This is a genomic window from Streptomyces sp. NPDC051776, from assembly GCF_040681345.1.
In the GTDB taxonomy this organism is placed as follows: Bacteria; Actinomycetota; Actinomycetes; order Streptomycetales; family Streptomycetaceae; genus Streptomyces.
On the sequence record NZ_JBFAYQ010000034.1, the window covers coordinates 19,614 to 36,157 of the forward strand.

Below are 16,544 nucleotides of genomic sequence, written 5' to 3' on the forward strand. Positions count from 1 at the left end.
CTCGGTCGGGGCAGGTGTTCAGTCTCAGCACCGGGCACCAGAGCCCCCGTCGCGGCGGGGGCCCTCATGCTCAGGACTGAGGGCGCTTGCCGTGGTTGGCGGCGTTCTTCCGCCTGGCCTTCTTCTTGCGGCGTCGCTTGGACGACATGCCGTCTCCTCTCTCCTCAAGGGATTTTGCCGACTTACCGCCCATTCGTAGCGGTATCGCGCCGGGCGGTGAAGGACCGCATACCCAGGTCGGGGTGTGACACTCCCACCCCCATGAAGGGCCTTCCCTGTTTCGGATGCGACGACGGAGCCCACCATAGGAGGCGAGAAATGACGGCGGGTGGAAGCGCCGTCGGCTGCTGTCCGAACCGGCCGACGCCGCGCCCCGGAACCGTACGGCCCGGGCCGCCTCATCTGCCGGGTGCACTGGCAGGAGGGGGCCGAACGCCCGACCCGGGTTCGTACGGCGATCCCGCCGGACACTGAACGAGAGCAGTCGATCACCGCGGCGTCCGTACCTCGCCACAGGAGTCTGTTGACCGGGGCAGCCTCAGATGATCTGGTGGACTTTGCGGGTGTACGGGTGCCTGCGGGAGGTGTGGTATGTCCTTCGATGTCTCCCCGCTCCAGGTGCACGCGGTGCCACTCGGATCGGATGCGCGTCACGTCAGGCTGCTGCGCGCGACGGGCTGCGTCGACGTCGCGAACGAGCGCATCCTCCGCGAAGCCCTGACGGCGGGCGATGACGGCACCTTCGCGCATGTGGTGATCGACGTCAGCGACGTATCGCTGCTGTCCGCCGCCGGGGTCCGCGCCCTGTTGGAGCACGCGGAGGCGCTGGCCCAGCAGGGGCGTCGCCTGCTGCTCGCCGGACCCTCCCCTCTCGTCATACAGATCCTGCAGGTCACACAGGCGACGCAGGCCCTGGACGTCTTCGCGAGCGTCGATGCGGCCGTCGCCGCGTGCAGGGTCACCGGATCATCCACGTCGCACGCGGCCCGCCCCCCGGAGTCGGTAGACGGCGTCAGGGTGATGCCCGACGGCGCGGCGGAGGCCGCCCGGCTGCACCAGGAGATCCGCGACCTCCGCAGGCAGGTCCGCTCGCGCCCGCTCATCGCCCAGGCGCAGGGCATCCTGCAGGAGCGATACCGACTGCAGGGCGGTGAGGCCGCGTTCGCACTCATGCGGGGGGCCTCGCAGCAGTTCAATGTGAAGCTGCGGACGATCGCGGAGGCGGTGGTCCGCTTCGACGGCCCTGACGACGACAGCGCGGTGTGGTTCGTGGGGCGGCAGCGTACGTCGCCACCCCCGCTCGGGTTCCTCCGCGGCGACAGCGCCGGCCACAGCGCCACGATCAAGGCCCTTCTGGCCGAAGCCCTCACCTGCGCGGACAGCGAGATGGGCGATCTTCAGCTCACCGGCGCGAACGGCGCCCTCGAGATGCACCACCACCACGGCTTCGACCAGGATTTCCTGGACTTCTTCGCCCATGTCGACGGTGAGCGGACCGCCTGCTTCCAGGCAGCGGCCCGCAGGCAGTACGTGATGGCCGATGTCGCCACCGACCCCGTCTACCCCGAGCCGAGCCGCCAGGTGCTGCTGGCTGCCGAGTCGCGGACCGTGCACAGCATCCCCATGGCCGGGAGGTCCCACCGGGTGTTCGGGGTGTATTCGGTGCACCTTCCGCGCCCGGGCCGGCCCCTGTCCAACGGCCAGGAGCGCCGGCTCACCACGATCGGCTCGCAGGTGGGCACGTGGCTGGAGTGGTACGAGCACACGGTCGTCAGGGACGCTCTCGAGCACCTCCACCGGAGCGCGACCGGCCGCTGAGCGCCAGCAGTCCGCAGCACGACCGGCCGCTGAAGGCCAGCAGTCCGTACACGGTCACGTGTACGTCCAGCCGGTCGGCGCGGTCGCCGTGCCGCGATGCGCTCAAGCGCCCCACTGTCCACCGTTACGTGACAACACCCGCGGCTCCGGTCGTACCCGATCGGGTCAGGGCACGAGCCGGGCGCACAGAGTGCATGCGTACGGCGCCGGGCCGGGGGCTGCTGCTCCGGCGGAAGTGCCGTACGGCGCCGGGCCGGGGGCTGCTGCTCCGGCGGAAGTGCCGTACGGCGCCGGGCCGGGGGCTGCTGCTCCGGCGGAAGTGCCGTACGGCGCCGGGCCGGGGGCTGCTGCTCCGGCGGAAGTGCGGTACGGAGAGGGCAGGGGACTGGTGCGTCTATCCGTCGGCTTCGTCGACGGCCAACCGTTGTGTGCCGAGGCGTTCGAGAAGCGCCCCTCGGTGCAGGGCTGCGAGGGGGCCGGTGCAGTCGGGGTGGCGCAACAGGGCAGCCGCATCCCGGTCCCGCGCGTCGGGGTCCGTCAGGCGGCGGAAGTCGACCGGGGAACCGGAGGCATGATCGGAACCCTCCAGCGCCGCCGTGGCCGAGGCGGCGAGGGCGGGATCGGTGAGCAGCGTGGCCGCCCAGCTGGCCACGACCTCGTCGACCCAGGTGCGCCAGCCGCTCCGGTCGGGTTCGGGCTGTTCGGAGTCGGCGCCGACGAGCCAGTCCAGGTGCGCCGATCCACCGGGGCCGGTCAGAGTGAGCAGCTCGGCGTCGAGCGAGGTCGGGTAGCGCAGCCAGGCCGCCACCGTGGCTGCCTGGCGCGCCTGCGCTTCGGCCAGCGCGCCCGTCAGCGGGCCGCCGACGGCCGGGTAGGCGCTGACCAGCCACTGCGTGGTGGCTGCTATGACGGATGAGAGGTCGATGGACATGCGGACCGGCCCCTTCCAGTACGGCGCGAAGGACGCTGGGCGAAAGCGGCGGTCAGGCTACCGCGCGTGGTCCGCTTCCTCTGATGACGCGCGTCACGTCCCGGACCATCGGCATGATGCGCTGATCACGGGCTGTTACGTCCTGCGCGCGGAGCGAGCCGGGGTTCTGCGGGCCGAGCAGGGAATTCCGATGTCCCCGTTGCTCTCCGCTGGCAGCCGCTTTTCCCGGAGCCATGTGCTGCGGCGTCCCGGTGGCGGTCGGCTTCCCTTGCGGCGCTGCCGTGACGGCACGCCGCGCGATGCGCCCGGTTGCGAGGTGGTCCTGGCTCGTCTGCGCCGGATCCCCGGCCGCCGATGCTGCGAAATCACTACGGCAGGTTTGGCCGACTGCTGCCCGGCAACTCGCGGGACCAGACCGGAATGCAACTCACGTTGGGAGTTCTCGTGTTCAGTGCCATCGCCGACGTTCTCCGCCAGATCGGCGGCGCCATCGCGACCGTGGTCACCCTGCCGTTCCGTGCCGTCGCGCGGCTCTTCGGCGGAGTCTCCCGTTCCGCACGCGGCCGTGCGTGACTGCGGCCAAGTCATTCCCCAGTGCCGGGGACCGGGACGTACCGGCCCCCGGCACCCGTACGTCACGGTGTCCGCGGCGTTGCGTGCCCCTTCGGCCGAGCCGAACTGACGCGGGCAGCCTGACGATCCGCCTGCGTATCGAGAGCCTGCGTATCGAGAGGGCGATGCCACCCGTGCACGACCCTTTCCGCGGCGATGAGGCGCGGCTCACTGAACGATCATGGATTGACCTGGAGATGACGGGGCACTCGGTGGCACGTCCCATCGGTTCAGCACAGAGGAGGGCGGACCTACATGACCACAATCCTGCAGACGGCCGACGCTCCACGGCGTCCGGAGCTTTCCGCGGGAGAGAGGGAGTCCGGGGAGGGAACGCTGCCGTGGATCGAAGATGCCACGGAGGTGGCGCCGCAGGACGCAAGGGCGCTGTCGAAGGTGTTCTTCGACCGGCTCGCCATTCTCGAGGAGGGCACGCACGAGTACCAGTACGCCAGGAACACACTGATCGAACTCAACCTTTCACTGGTGCGTTTCGCCGCGGGACGGTTCCGCAGTCGCGCCGATGAAATGGAAGACATCGTGCAGGTCGGCCACATCGGACTGATCAAGGCGATCGACCGCTTCGACCTGTCCCGCGAAGTGGAGTTCACCACCTTCGCCATCCCCTACATCGTCGGCGAGATCAAGCGGTACTTCCGGGACACGAGTTGGGCCGTACATGTTCCGCGGCGTCTCCAGGAGCTCCGCATCGAGCTGGCGAAGGCCGGCGAGAAGCTGTCCCAGGAACTCGACCGTGATCCCACTCCCACGGAACTCGCCGAATACCTGGAATTGAGCGAGGAAGAAGTCATCGAGGGCATCGTGGCCAGCAACGGCTACAACGCCGCCTCTCTGGACGCCCCGCTGGACGAGGCCGCGGACGACACGGCCTCCTCCACCTACGCCGACTACGTGGGCGAAGACGATCCGGCACTGGACGGTGTGGAGAATCTGGAGTCACTGAAGCCGCTCGTCGCCGAACTGGGCGAGCGGGACCGGCGGATCCTGAGCATGCGATTCGGTCAGGAGATGACCCAGTCCCAGATCGGTGAGGTGCTCGGCATTTCGCAGATGCATGTCTCACGGCTGCTTTCCCGTACCCTTCGCGTGCTGCGCACCAGGATGCTGGCGCAGCAGTAGGGCCCGGTCCCTCCAAGCTACGCATCCGGCCCGGGGGTTGGACGAACGCCCCCGGGCCCACGTGTGCCCACCTCCCCGGCGGACACGGCAGAGAGCCCTGCCCCCGCGCCGGCCCCGGTGTCCGGACAGCCCCGCTCGCGCCGCCGACCGGGAAAGCATCGGCTGACGGCTGACGGCTGACGGCTGACGGCTGACGGGTGACGGGTGACGGGTGACGGGTGACGGGTGACGGGTGACGGCTGATGGGTGATGGGTGAACGGTTGGGATGCCGGACGTCTCAGCCTCCCGGCCATCAATGCATGCCGCTGAACTCCCCATCCGGCTCGAGAGAGCCGAGCCAGGAACGGAACCGGGACTAGCCTGTTCCGTGCGGACGGGGAACGGCCCCCCGACGTGCGAGCACCGCGATGGACGCCAGCGCGATCAGCCCGAGTCCGATGATGTAGGCCGCGACGGACATTGAGGTCCCCGTCTCCTCCAGGAGCAGCACCATCACGAACGGGGCCAGACCACCGCCGAGGACCGCCGCGAGCTGGTAGCCCAGCGAGGCGCCGGTGTAGCGCATCCCGGTCGTGAACAGCTCGGCGAACAGAGCCGCCTGCGGGCCGTACATGATGCTGACGAAGCAGCTGGCGATGAAGATCCCGATGCCCAGCAGGGCCAGTGACCCGGTGTCGATCAGGAGGAACATCGGTACCGCCCACGCCACGACGCCGAACGCCCCGATCGCATAGATGCGCAGCCGCCCGACCCGGTCGGAGACGGCAGCCGCGGTGGGAATCAGGGCCAGTTGGGTCACATTGACGAGGAGGGAGACGGCGAGGACGCTGTTGCGGGCCATGCCCAGCTCGCGCGTGGCGTAGTCGAGGACACCGGTCACGATGATGTAGAAGGTCGCGGCGTTGACGGCCAGGGAACCGCCCGCCAGCAGGACCGTGCCGAGGTGGTGACGGAGGACCGTCCGCAGCGGGGAGTGGAGCTTCTCCTCCACGGCGAGTTCGCGTTCGGCCTCGCGGAACTCGGGTGTCTCCTCCGCGTGCCGGTGGACGTAGCGGGCCAGGACCAGGACGAGGATTCCGCAGAGGAACGGCAGCCGCCAGCCCCAGGACGAGAAGGCGTCGTTGCTCATGGCGGCCGACGAGACGAGGAAGAGGGTGTTGGCGACCACCAGGCCGATGGGCACGCCCATCTGGACGAGGCTTCCGTACAGCCCGCGCTTGCCCGGAGGGGCGTACTCGGTGGTCATCAGCATGGCGGCACCCCACTGCGCCCCGAGGGCGAGACCCTGCACGATCCGCAGGATCACCAGCAGAACGGGAGCCGCGACACCGATCGTGCCGTACGAGGGGAGCGCCCCGATCGCGGTGGTGGCCAGGCCCATCAGCACAAGCGCCCACACCAGCATCGGCTTGCGCCCGTGCCGGTCGCCCAGGTGGCCCGCGACGATGCCGCCCACGGGGCGGGCCGCGAAGCCGACGGCGAAGGTGGCGAAGGACGCCAGCACGCCCGTGACGGGGCGGTCGGACGGAAAGAACTGCGGGCCGAAGACGAGGGCGCCGGCCACGGCGAAGACGAAGTAGTCGTACCACTCCAGCGAGGAGGCGAGCGCGGCCACCGTGGCGACCTTGCGGCGATGGCGGGTGGTCAGCGCCGTCGGCGGCTCGGGGGCGTCGTGCGGGGCAGGGGAGTCGGTACCCATGCGTGGACTCTCTGTGGGGGGGGCGGCGCGGGCGGGGCCTCAGGTGGTTCCCCAGGCTGCCCCAGCTCCGTGCCGCCATGGGCCGCGACCCGCTGAAGCCGGGGCCCGATCACTCCGGTGCCCAGCCTCGGCCCGATGCCCGGCTGAGCCCAGCCCCGGCCCGATTCACTGGCCCGATGTCCAGCCCCGGCCCGATCACTGGCCCGATGTCGAGCCCCGGCCCGATGCCTCCGCGCGGTACCAGCCCCGGCCCGGCGGCCGGCGCGGCCGGCGGGCCGTCGCGCGCCGAGTCGGGCGTTCCGCCTCACGCCCCGTCGGGCCGCGCCCTGTGGCCGCCCCGGTGAGCGGAGTGCAGCTCGCGCCACAGGCTCTCGCCCGGCCACCTGCGCCGGGCGTCCGGCTCCGCCGCCTCGGCTTCCCGGACCAGGTCCACGAGGCGGGCGTTGACCGGGGCGGTGAGGCTGTGCCGCTGAGCCAACGCAACGATTTCGCCTTGGAGTTCGTCCATCTCGGTGCGGCGGCCGCGCTGGAGGTCCTCCCACATCGACGAGCGGGCGTGTGCGTCGATCCGCAGTGTCGAGGCCGCGAAGACCCGGAACAGCGTGTCCGGCAGCCGCAGCACGTACGGGATGAGCCGCGCCGGTACGGGCGTGAGCCGCGCCGGCTTCGCCCCGGCCGCCCGCAGGACCGCGAGGGCCTCGGTCTGGCACAGGGCCAGGCATCGGCGGTAGGCGCGCTGCGACAGCTCGGTGCGCAACGGCAGATCGGAGAGAGCGTTGAGCGCGTTGTTGAGGTTCATCAGCAGCTTGGCGTACTGCACTTCGCGCATGTCGGCGCGGGTTTCCGAGGCCATACCGGCCGCCGTGAACGCCGACAGCAGGGGCTCGGCCCGGTCGTGGTCCTCGACGGTCAGTGCTCCGGCGGAACCCTGGTGGAAGACGCCGGGTGCCGTCTGCACCACGTTGTAGGGGACCGTTCCGGCGAGCACGGTGCGGTCCGGGATCTCGCGGCGTATGGCCGCGGCGTTGTGCAGGCCGTTCTGCAGACTGACGACGACCGTGGACGGGCCGAGGTGCGGCGCGAGTTCTCGGGCGGCGGTGGTGGTCGCCGACGACTTCACCGCGATCAGCACGTAGTCCGCTCCGGCGGCCGCCTCGGGGCCCGTCGCCACCCGGAGGTCGCCGGGCACGGTCAGCTCCACCGACCGGCTGCCTCCGGTGATGGTGAGACCGTTCCGCCGCAGGGTCTCCATGGCGGCGGTGCGCCCGATGAGGGTCACATCGGCCGTGCCCGCGAGAAGCCCGCCCGTGTGGCATCCGATGCTGCCCGCCCCGAGGACCGCGATGCTCAGGCGCCGGGAGGTCGTCGCGGACCCGTCCACTGGACTCTGCGTCATGTCTGCTCCTGCTCCAGGGTGAGGCGTCGCGGGGGCGGGGTGTGCGAGCCCGCAGCCTAGCCGGGGTGTCGACACCGGTCACCGGTCCCCCCACGTGCGGCCGGGGGCCACTACTGCGTCTCAGGCCGTGCACTGCAAGGGGATCGTCCCTCAGCGCGAGCGGGGTGGTGATTCCGGAAGAGGCGCGCAATCAGGCCGGTCCGTACGGGTATTCGCAACCTTTCGCCCTCACGCGCGTCCTGGGCGGCGGATCGCATGGGGACAGCGGCGGGGATAACCGGGACATCACACAACGGGGGACCGGGGGATGTCCGGAACACCTTGGTTCCATGTCCCGCCGAGGAGACGTCATGCCCGAATCCGCCATATCAGCCGTCGCGGAACGGTCCTGGGAGCGCGTCGTCGTCAGGGAAGGGTTCAACGACGCCGCCATGAAGGCCGCCATGGACGAAGTGATCGCCAGTGCGCAGGGGGGAGCCCTCCGCAAAACGCTGGTCTTCCCGCCCGGTGATTTCCATCTGACGAAGCCGCTGTTCACGTCCACCGCGACCAATGACGAGCAATTGCAGGGACTCTCCGTCCAGGGCCAGGGAATCCGCTCGACGCGTATCTTCTGGGACAACCCGGGCACGGATGCTCCCGGGGACCCCATGGCCAACAACCTGATCACCGCCGTACGCCGCTTGCGCTGGGCGACCCTCGGCGGATTCAGTGTCGTCAGCAACGGAGCGAAGAACCGCTTCGCCTATCTCCTGAGCGACACCCGGGGGTTCAACCAGGCGTGGCATGTGCACGATGTGGAATTCAGCGGACCCTGGGACCGGGTCTTCGGCATCGACGGCGGCCAGGACTCGAATCTCAACAGCGAGATGAGTTTCCGGCGCTTGTTCACGGCGACGAACTCCACCTTCCGGGACGCCTTCTTCCGTACCGGAGGCATCAGCGGCACGTACCCGCAGCAGAACCAGTTCCTGAACTACTGGGTTGAGGACTGCTGCCTCACCCTCAGCGCCGGGGTGGTCTTCCGGCTGGACAAGGGCGGCTCCCTGCGGGTGTCCCGGGGCTCGTGGTCCGCGGCCACGGCGGACGGGGAGATCACCTGGTTCCTCATGCCGAACGGGCAGAGCAACAGCCGGACGGCAGCCCAACTCAGCGTCCGGGACGTGCGGTTCGAGCCCAAGGGCGACCGACACAAGGTCATCGACTGCGCGTGGGGCACCGGGACGGTCACCTTCGACGACTGCTCCGACGTGGGCTCCATGCAGAACACCGCGAGCTACGGGCGGACGATGCACCGGTACGTCGGGCAGCCGTGGTGGGACCAGGGGAACGGCCCGACGGTCCGCTACCGCTCCTGCGCCCTGGCCGGCCGCCACACGTACGACGGCCCCCGACAGACCCGTGGAGGATTCGTCTACGACGGATGCCACTTCTACCGTGGCCAGAGCGGACAGACGACGACGCCCGCGGATGTGCTGCGCAGCACCGACGGCCCAGCCCGGTACCGCTTCACCAACTGCGACAACATCCCGGACGCGACGAACCGCTGACCGCCCGCCCGGGTCTTCGGCGCGGGGAAAGCGGCGGGCGTCCGGCGCTGCGTGGAGGCCGAGCGTTTCGGCCCGCGTAGTGACGTCCCTCGGGCCCAGCATGTCGTTCTCGTGGGCCCAGCCGACTACCAGGAGTTCTCGCGTTTCCACGGATTGTCGTCGCGCGGACTGGCATCGCACGAACGTCGTCGCACGCGAGGATGAGGGCGGCCGTGGTCTGCTCCTCGTCGAGCAGCTTGCCCGAGAATGGGGCAGCCGAGTTTCGGGCAGGGGCACGGTGCTCTGGTTCGACCTGGGGCCCTGAACTCTCCTGGCCGTGCATCGACCGGTATCGGTCGGACGTGATATGCGGGGAATCACCCAGTGAATGAACCCTAAAGCTGTCGCAGCCGGTCCCGCAGCGTACGGGCGACCTGCGCCATCAGAGCTTCGGCGCCGGGCTGGTTGCTCGCGGGAACGCGCGACTCGGTAAGGGCCGCGATGGCGAAGGACTGCCCGTCGGCGTGCTCGACGACGCCGATCTCGTGCCGGAGGTTGAGCAGCGTTCCGGTCTTCGACGACCACGAGGAGGCGTCGGACGTGAAGTCCGGGGCGAGCCGGTGGCGCATCAGATTGGCTCCCATGAGGCGACGCACCCGCTCGGCCACCGCGGCGTCGATCGTCGACGGCCTCCACAGTGCCTGGAGCAGATCGACGAAGGCGCGTGCGGTGCCCGTGTTGGCGCGGGACACATCGAGCTGGGGCAGCCGGTGCCCGCGACCGGTCGTCCCCGCGTCGATCGCGATGGCATGGGCCAGGTGCACCTGCGCGGTGTCGAAGCGTTCCGCCGGGGTGTCGACCAGGTCACGCATCGTATGGCGCACGGACAGCCCGCGCAGTCCCAACTCCCCGAGGATCCGGGCGACATGGGAGGGCGGGGTGAGGCCGAACAGCGCGTCGGTCGCCGTCCCGTCGCTCACGGAGGTGCTGAGGTAGAGCAGGTCGTCGACAGCGATGCGGGCCGGGTGGCGGAATCGGCTCAGCCCGGTGGGCCCCGGGGATGTGATCCGTCCGGGCTGGACGTCCAGCGTCGCCGACCCGTCGAGCTCACCCCGGCGGATGCGCTCCAGTGTCGCGAGCGCGAGCGGGACCTTGACCAGGGAGGCGGAGGGAAGCTCGGTGTCCGGGTCGATGCCCAGTTCGTCCCCCGTCTCCAAATCCCGTACGAGGAACGATCCGTAGAGCCCGCCCTCGTCCAGGCTTCGGCGCAGATCGCGCGCCAGCCGTTCAGGGCTCACCGTGGCCCCCCCCGTCAGGTCCCGCTCCTGCCCGGTCGCGGGGGAGGCACCGAGGCAGCGGGCGATCTCGCCGCCCAGGCGCGTCCGCAGACGCTCGGGGTCTCCGGCCGCGGTGGCCGCGACGGCGAAACCCCGCACCGGGCCCGTCTCGCCCACCGGCCGCCAGTGCAGGCCGAGTTCGGCGGCCTGCTGGGGCGAGCACAGCAGGACGTCGTGCGAGCACAGCACCTCGGCGGAGGCGCTCGGGAGGCTGTTCCCGACGAGGAGTTGTGCGGGCCGCAACCCGACGGCGTCGCACAGGCGCGTCATACGGTCCCTGACGTGGGGGACGTCGTCCTCCGGCTGGATCCAGATCCGGCGCGGCGGGGACGGGTCGGCGCGTCCCGCCCGCAGGGTCTCGACGTAGACGCGGGACACCCCGGGGTCGTGCCGGCCGGCGAGCCCCAGCGGCACGGACCACCACGCCTGGTCGGGTGGTACGGCGATCAGCGCCGCACGGGCCTCCTGCGTGTGGACCAGCTCCATCCGCTCCGCGGGCGGAGCGATGCGCAGCTCGAGCGAGATGCCCTGGTCGCGCGCGTCGGCGACGAGGTGCGCGAGCGAGGCCGTGCTGCAGGTGTCCGGAACCGCGAGCCGCAGCGGCTTGCGCTTGGCCGTCTCCGCCTCGCGTTCGAGGTCGTCGGCGAGGAGAACGAGCCGTCTGGCCATGGGCAGCATGTCGCGGCCGAAGGGGGTGAGGGTGGCGCGGCGCGGGGTCCGCTCGAAGAGCTGCTCGCCGAAGTGCTTCTCCAGTGCGGCGACACGACGGCTGGCGACCGACTGGGACATCCGGGCGGCCGCCGCACCGATCGTGAAGCTGCCGCGCTCGCCCACATGGATGAAGGCCCGACACGCTGCGACAAGATCCACAGGCACAGCCTATGCCGAATCCGCATGGAACCGCGCATCTGCGTCTTGGACCGCATAACCCCAGCCACGCGAGGGTTGCCCCAGTGAACCGGGGCGCGCCCGCCACAGCGCCCCGTCATGAGACGCCCCGTGCGCCGGCGCGTACGGTCACCTGGAGGTAACGGATTGTGTTGAAAACGCAGAAACGCTTCGCCCCTCGCGCCGCCCTCGGGGCGGCCCTCGCCCTCACGCTCGCCTCGCTCGCGGCCTGCGCACAGGGCGACGCCGCCGGCTCGTCCGCGACACCCCGGAAGACATCCGCATCGGAAGCGGCGCCGGGAGCCACCGGATCCGCGGCCGCCTCCACGTCCGCGTTCAAGAAGCTCGAGCGTGAATCCGGCGCCCGCCTCGGGGTGTACGCCCTGAACACCGGTACGGGGCGCGAGGTCGCCTACCGGGCGGACGAACGGTTCGCGTACGCCTCCACGTTCAAGGCACTTGCCGCGGGGGCGATCCTGCGCAAATACTCCGTGAAGGGCGTTGACAAGGTGATCCGTTACGACCGCGACGACCTGGTCGCCCACTCGCCGGTCACCGAGAAGCACACCGGCACGGGCATGAGCCTGCGCGCCCTGTGCGACGCCGCGGTCCGCTACAGCGACAACACCGCTGCCAATCTGCTCCTCGACGCCCTGGGCGGTCCGCAGGCCCTGGATGCCCTACTCGAAGACCTCGGCGACGACGTCACGCACATGGACCGCCGCGAGACGGAACTCAACGAGGCGACCCCGGGCGACGTGCGCGACACAAGCACCCCCCGCTCCCTCGCCACGGATCTGCGCTCCTTCGCCCTCGGCGACGCACTGGGGAAGGACGAGCGTGCCCTGCTCACGACATGGATGCGAACCAACAAGACCGGTTCCACGCTCATCCGGGCCGGTGTACCGAAGGACTGGACCGTCGCCGACAAGAGCGGAGCGGGCGAGTACGGCACACGCAACAACATCGCCGTGGTGACACCCCCGGGCGGCAAGCCCATCGTGATCGCGGTGCTGTCGAGCCGGGACACGCGGGACGCCGACTACGACGACGCGCTCATCGCGGGGGCCGCTTCCGTGGTCGCCGACTCACCGGTGGCCGACGCGGCCCGGTGAGGCATGGGAATGACCGGGGGAGGAGGGGGCGGACTGCCGGGTGGATCGCGGACGGCGCAGGCAATGCCGCGGCGCTCGGCAGGCGCCGCGGCATCGACGTTGCGCTCACCGCGCGACTCAGCCGTGCAGTATGCGCCCCTTCTTGTCGGTGCGGTCACTTGTGACGAAGTACATGATCGCGTCGATCAGGGCCCAGATCATGCCGCCGCCCGCGGTGAGCACCATGGCGATACCCGTCCAGATGTGGCCGGTGTAGAACCGGCCCACGCCGAGGAAGCCCAGCAGGAGTTGGAGCACACCCGCCACGTTCTTCGACTTGGGGGAGTAGGGCAGGCCGTTGGGGGCGAGGCGCTCCCCTCGGGCCGTGTCCCGCGGAACGCCCGATGGGTACGGCCCACGGTCCCCTTGCCCGGCCCATTCCGGCCCGGGACGGTCGTACGGCGTCTGTCCGGGGGGCGGCGTCCGGCGGTGGGCAACCGGCGCCGGTTCGTGGGGGACCGGCGCCGGGACGCGCACATCGGCCTGCGGGCGGTGCGCACGCGCGCCCCCGTACGGTCCCTCGTAAGCCGTCTTGTCCCGGGGCGTCGACAGGTGCCGCGTGGACACCTCCGGGTCCGGGGCCGCAGGCACGTCACGGCTCGGCTCCCGGCGCTGCCGGGGCGGGGCGCCGGGGGAGTTCTGCGGTGGCCCGGCGTGGCCCGTCGCCGTCGCTCCTGCCGGGCCGTGGCCCGGCCTGTCCCACCCGCGCTGGGACAGGGCGCCGCCCGCGTGCGGAACGTCGTCCGCGCACGGGGCCGGATCCGCGTACGGGGACTGCCCGGCGTACGCCGCCGGCGCCGAGCGGACGGCCCCCGCCGCCGCGCCGGCAGCTCCCACCTGGGTCCCGGCGAGCGCCAACTCCGCCTCTCCTTCCCCGTGCGAGATGTGGGGGAGCCAGCGGAGCCACCGCGGCACCGTCCAGTTGCGCTCGCCCAGCAGGGCCATGAGCGACGGCAGAAGCACCATCCGGACGACCGTCGCGTCGAGCAGGACGGCGACGGCGAGGCCGACACCCAGCTGCTTGAAGTCCTGCATCGAGAGGGTGGCGAAGACGGCGAACACCGCCACCATGATGACCGCCGCCCCCGTGACGGCACCGGCGGTCGAGCGGATGCCCTCGGCGATCGCGTTCGGCGTGGACTGCCCGCGGTCGCGGGCCTCGCGGATCCGGGAGACCACGAAGACGTGGTAGTCCATGGAGAGGCCGAACAGGACGACGAGGACGAACAGCGGCATCCAGCTCTGGATGGCCCCGGGCGCCTCCGTGGCGAACAGCTCGTCGCCCCAGCCGTGCTGGAAGACCGCCACGATGACGCCGTACGAGGCCACGACCGACAGCAGGTTGAGGAGGATCGAGGTGACCGCGATGACGATCGAGCGGAAGCAGAACAGCATGATGAGGAACGTCACGGCCGCGATGAAGGTGAAGACCGGCATGATGCCGCTCTCCAACTGCTCGTTGGCGTCGACCGATTGAGCCAGGTCACCGCCGACCCAGGCCTGCTCCGCCACCGGTTCGAGCGTGCCGGGGACGAGCTCCTCCCGCAGGGTCTCCAGGGCATGCCGTGAGGTCTTGTCCCGTCCGTCGCCCGCCAGCGCGACCTCGATCTCGGCGACGTTCTCCTTCTTGTGCACCGTGATGCCGACCGTCTTGCCGAACTCACCGGAAGCGGTCACCTTGTCGCGGAAGTCCGCGAACGCGGCACGCATCCTGGGCGAGTCGATGTCGTCGGCCTCGACGACGACCTCCGCGGGAGAGGGCCCGCCCGGGAAGGTCTTGGCGATCTCCGCGCCGGCCGCACCCAGAGGCGAGTCCTGGCCGAGCTGCTGCGGCACGGACAGTTGCTCGGTCTTCATCCCGGCCGCCGGGGCGGCCAGGGCGAGGAGCAGCGCGACCGCGGCGAAGGTGAAGAGCTTCGGACGCATGAGGACCGGCCTCAGCAGCCGGCCGGCGAAGCGGCCGCCGGTCCCAGCGCCACGCTTCCCGCGGCGGCCGATGAGGGGCAGACGGCCCTTCTCGACGCGGTCTCCCAGCCAGGCCATCAGGGCGGGCAGGACGGTCACGGAACCGAGCATGGCGATGAGGACAACGATGATGGTCACGACGGCGAAGCCCTTGAAGAGCATCATCCCGGACAGGAACATGCCCGCCATGGCCACCATGACGGTCAGCCCCGAGATGAGGACCGCGCGGCCCGAGGTGGCCGCGGCGATCCGGAGCGCCGTCTCCGGGTCACGGCCCAGCGCCCGCTCGTCACGCTCCCGTCGCAGATAGAACAGGCAGTAGTCGACACCGACGGCCAGCCCCATCAGGAACATCACCGAGAACGTCTGCTCGCTGAGCGGCATCACCTTGCTGGCGAGGCACATCAGGCCGAACGCCGCCACGCACGCGGACAGCGCGAGCGAGACCGGCAGCAGGGCCGCGACCACCGCGCCGAAGGCGACCAGCAGGATGCCGAGAGCCAGCGGAACGGCGGTCATCTCCGCGGCGAAGAAGTCCTCGGCGAGCAGATCCGTGAATTCCTTGTCCGCGCTGGCACTGCCGAACTGGAACAATTCGACGCCGTCATGGGCGGACTCGGTCTCCTCGACCGCGTCCAGCACGGGCTGCACCCGCTCCCCGGCGGTGTCGGCCTTGCCCTTCATCTGAAAGCTGATCAGGGCCGACCGGCCGTCCTTGGAGGCCACCGGCGGTTGAAGGTGCCGTACCTCGCGGGTGTCCCGCAGCGCGGACGAGACATCGCGCGCCGCGCTCTTCCATCCGCCGGGCGAGGCGCTCTTCACCATCACCATCTCGCCGGCCGGTTTCTCCAGACCGGCGTCTTCGAGGATCCTGGTAGCGCGCGCGGAGTCGCCCGCCCCGTTCTGCGAGTCCGTCATCACGTCCAGTCCGGACATGCCGCCGAGCCCGGCCGAGAGGACGACGAACAGCAGCCAGCCGATGACCGCGGTTTTCCGGTGGCGTGAACTCCATATGCCGAGCCGGGCCGCGAGGTTGTGCCTCATGGTGTTTCTCCGGGTTCGAGGTGCGAAAACGTCAGGGCCCGACGCTAGGAATGGGCGACGTTCGCTCCCAGCCGCCGAGGCCCACCTTCCCGGAGACGGAAGGCGACTTTCTGAGGTGGTGCTGGGTACACCCTTCCGCGCGGGGGAGCACCCGGGCAGCGCTCGCCTCCGGGGCCGTGGTCACCGACCGCGGAACCGGGCGCGGCGAGCGCGGACCGCCACCGACCGGCGCGCGCAGGGGCGGTCGTGCCGTTCGGGCGCACCGGGTGGACCTACCGGGCGGTCGCACCGGGTGGTCCTACCAGGCGGTCGTACCCGTGACGGGCGACCCGGGGGCGGCCACAACGTCCGTGGCCCCGCCGCCCGTTGGGAACGGGAGCGGGGCCACGACCGGAACAAGTCCTTATGCGGTCCGCGGCGAGGGGGAGAAGTACGCCTGAGACGGCGGCAGGAACAACAGCACGATGGCCGCGGTGGCCAGCGCGTCCGGAGCGACGCGGACCAGCTCCTCCCAGGCGAAGCCGCTCATGCCCAAGCTGTTCATCAGGAAGAACACGCTCAGGGCGCCGCCGACGGCGAGCAGGATCCGGGCCCAGTTGCGGCCCGCCCGCATCATCACGGCGACGCAGAGCCAAAGCCCCGTGGCGACGACCGTGACGCCGCCGGAGATCGCGACCTGCACCACGGCTCCGCGCTGCCCGTCCGCCTCGCGCATCTGCTCCAGCCCCGTCGGCGCGATGACGAACACGTCCAGCACCCACATGACGAGCTGGACGCCCATTGCGACCACCGACAGCCAGAACGCCGTCTCGACCTCTCGCGGACGCTGCGCCGGTCCTGCTGCTGCGCTGGCCATGATCCTCCCTCTCCGCCGGGCGGGCTCGCCACGGGCCGGTGTCACGTGCGGCGGCAGTGACATCGCCGACCCGCCCTGCTCCTGCCCTTGGTGAGACCGCCCACGGCGGTGCGCGGTTCCACCGTGGACGCGATACTCCCAGGCCCTCCAGTCACCCTGCCGCACGTGAACACC

At 70.7% G+C, this 16,544-nt stretch carries 12 protein-coding genes and 2 pseudogenes; 5 read left to right on the forward strand and 9 right to left on the reverse strand.

Annotated features, from left to right (window positions below; all coding sequences use genetic code 11):
- Nucleotides 1–70: 70 nt before the first annotated feature.
- A complete protein-coding gene (locus AB0M26_RS23350) occupies nt 71–193 on the reverse strand; it encodes a hypothetical protein (RefSeq protein WP_365263758.1) in 123 nt (40 codons plus the stop codon).
- A gap of 398 nt (nt 194–591) precedes the next feature.
- On the opposite strand from AB0M26_RS23350, the gene AB0M26_RS23355 reads away from it, so the two are divergent.
- On the forward strand, nt 592–1,818 hold the full coding sequence (locus tag AB0M26_RS23355; RefSeq protein ID WP_365263759.1) for an STAS domain-containing protein: 1,227 nt from the start codon (nt 592–594) through the stop codon (nt 1,816–1,818).
- Nucleotides 1,819–2,212: 394 nt separating this feature from the next.
- On the opposite strand, the gene AB0M26_RS23360 is transcribed toward AB0M26_RS23355, so the two are convergent.
- Entirely contained in the window at nt 2,213–2,749 is a 537-nt protein-coding gene (locus tag AB0M26_RS23360; protein WP_365263760.1) for a hypothetical protein, read from the reverse strand.
- 444 nt (nt 2,750–3,193) lie between these two features.
- Between AB0M26_RS23360 and AB0M26_RS23365 the strand changes: the two genes are divergently transcribed.
- The gene (locus AB0M26_RS23365; protein WP_365263761.1) at nt 3,194–3,322 is read left to right on the forward strand and encodes an LPFR motif small protein; all 129 of its coding nucleotides are present in this window, start codon (nt 3,194–3,196) and stop codon (nt 3,320–3,322) included.
- Nucleotides 3,323–3,616: 294 nt separating this feature from the next.
- Nucleotides 3,617–4,501: an RNA polymerase sigma factor SigF gene (locus AB0M26_RS23370; RefSeq protein WP_365263762.1), complete on the forward strand. Its 885-nt coding sequence runs from the start codon at nt 3,617–3,619 to the stop codon at nt 4,499–4,501.
- 356 nt (nt 4,502–4,857) lie between these two features.
- Here the strand turns inward: AB0M26_RS23370 and AB0M26_RS23375 are convergent, their stop codons facing one another.
- Together AB0M26_RS23375 and AB0M26_RS23380 are read right to left on the reverse strand one after the other, a co-directional pair.
- The gene (locus tag AB0M26_RS23375; protein ID WP_365263763.1) at nt 4,858–6,201 is read right to left on the reverse strand and encodes an MFS transporter; all 1,344 of its coding nucleotides are present in this window, start codon (nt 6,199–6,201) and stop codon (nt 4,858–4,860) included.
- Between the two features lie 304 nt (nt 6,202–6,505).
- Nucleotides 6,506–7,597: a 2-dehydropantoate 2-reductase gene (locus tag AB0M26_RS23380; RefSeq protein WP_365263764.1), complete on the reverse strand. Its 1,092-nt coding sequence runs from the start codon at nt 7,595–7,597 to the stop codon at nt 6,506–6,508.
- Nucleotides 7,598–7,947: 350 nt separating this feature from the next.
- On the opposite strand from AB0M26_RS23380, the gene AB0M26_RS23385 reads away from it, so the two are divergent.
- Nucleotides 7,948–9,147: a hypothetical protein gene (locus tag AB0M26_RS23385; RefSeq protein ID WP_365263765.1), complete on the forward strand. Its 1,200-nt coding sequence runs from the start codon at nt 7,948–7,950 to the stop codon at nt 9,145–9,147.
- A gap of 374 nt (nt 9,148–9,521) precedes the next feature.
- Here AB0M26_RS23385 and AB0M26_RS23390 read toward each other — a convergent pair whose 3' ends face one another.
- Together AB0M26_RS23390 and AB0M26_RS23395 are read right to left on the reverse strand one after the other, a co-directional pair.
- Entirely contained in the window at nt 9,522–10,424 is a 903-nt protein-coding gene (locus tag AB0M26_RS23390; RefSeq protein WP_365263805.1) for a serine hydrolase, read from the reverse strand.
- A gap of 780 nt (nt 10,425–11,204) precedes the next feature.
- Nucleotides 11,205–11,339, reverse strand: a pseudogene (locus AB0M26_RS23395) (LysR family transcriptional regulator); the annotation flags it as partial.
- Nucleotides 11,340–11,500: 161 nt separating this feature from the next.
- Between AB0M26_RS23395 and bla the strand changes: the two are divergent.
- Nucleotides 11,501–12,466 carry a class A beta-lactamase gene (gene bla / locus AB0M26_RS23400; protein WP_365263766.1) on the forward strand — a complete coding sequence of 322 codons (966 nt, stop codon included), beginning with the start codon at nt 11,501–11,503 and terminating at the stop codon, nt 12,464–12,466.
- Nucleotides 12,467–12,583: 117 nt separating this feature from the next.
- Here the strand turns inward: bla and AB0M26_RS23405 are convergent, their stop codons facing one another.
- The 3 genes and pseudogenes from AB0M26_RS23405 to AB0M26_RS23415 all read right to left on the reverse strand — a co-directional run bounded on the left by AB0M26_RS23405 (nt 12,584) and on the right by AB0M26_RS23415 (nt 16,370).
- On the reverse strand, nt 12,584–13,450 hold the full coding sequence (locus AB0M26_RS23405) for an NINE protein (RefSeq protein WP_365263806.1): 867 nt from the start codon (nt 13,448–13,450) through the stop codon (nt 12,584–12,586).
- Nucleotides 13,424–15,514: pseudogene (locus AB0M26_RS23410) on the reverse strand (MMPL family transporter); the annotation flags it as partial. The pseudogene AB0M26_RS23410 and the gene AB0M26_RS23405, both read right to left, overlap by 27 nt.
- 403 nt (nt 15,515–15,917) lie before the next feature.
- A complete protein-coding gene (locus AB0M26_RS23415) occupies nt 15,918–16,370 on the reverse strand; it encodes a hypothetical protein (protein WP_365263767.1) in 453 nt (150 codons plus the stop codon).
- Nucleotides 16,371–16,544 lie beyond the last annotated feature (174 nt).

Bases quoted from the DNA above. Each gene is read 5' to 3' on its own strand.
- AB0M26_RS23350 (WP_365263758.1), bottom strand. From the start codon at position 193: ATGGGCGGTAAGTCGGCAAAATCCCTTGAGGAGAGAGGAGACGGCATG.
- AB0M26_RS23355 (WP_365263759.1), top strand. From the start codon at position 592: ATGTCCTTCGATGTCTCCCCGCTCCAGGTGCACGCGGTGCCACTCGGA.
- AB0M26_RS23360 (WP_365263760.1), bottom strand. From the start codon at position 2,749: ATGTCCATCGACCTCTCATCCGTCATAGCAGCCACCACGCAGTGGCTG.
- AB0M26_RS23370 (WP_365263762.1), top strand. From the start codon at position 3,617: ATGACCACAATCCTGCAGACGGCCGACGCTCCACGGCGTCCGGAGCTT.
- AB0M26_RS23375 (WP_365263763.1), bottom strand. From the start codon at position 6,201: ATGGGTACCGACTCCCCTGCCCCGCACGACGCCCCCGAGCCGCCGACG.
- AB0M26_RS23380 (WP_365263764.1), bottom strand. From the start codon at position 7,597: ATGACGCAGAGTCCAGTGGACGGGTCCGCGACGACCTCCCGGCGCCTG.
- AB0M26_RS23385 (WP_365263765.1), top strand. From the start codon at position 7,948: ATGCCCGAATCCGCCATATCAGCCGTCGCGGAACGGTCCTGGGAGCGC.
- AB0M26_RS23405 (WP_365263806.1), bottom strand. From the start codon at position 13,450: ATGGCCCTGCTGGGCGAGCGCAACTGGACGGTGCCGCGGTGGCTCCGC.
- AB0M26_RS23415 (WP_365263767.1), bottom strand. From the start codon at position 16,370: ATGGCCAGCGCAGCAGCAGGACCGGCGCAGCGTCCGCGAGAGGTCGAG.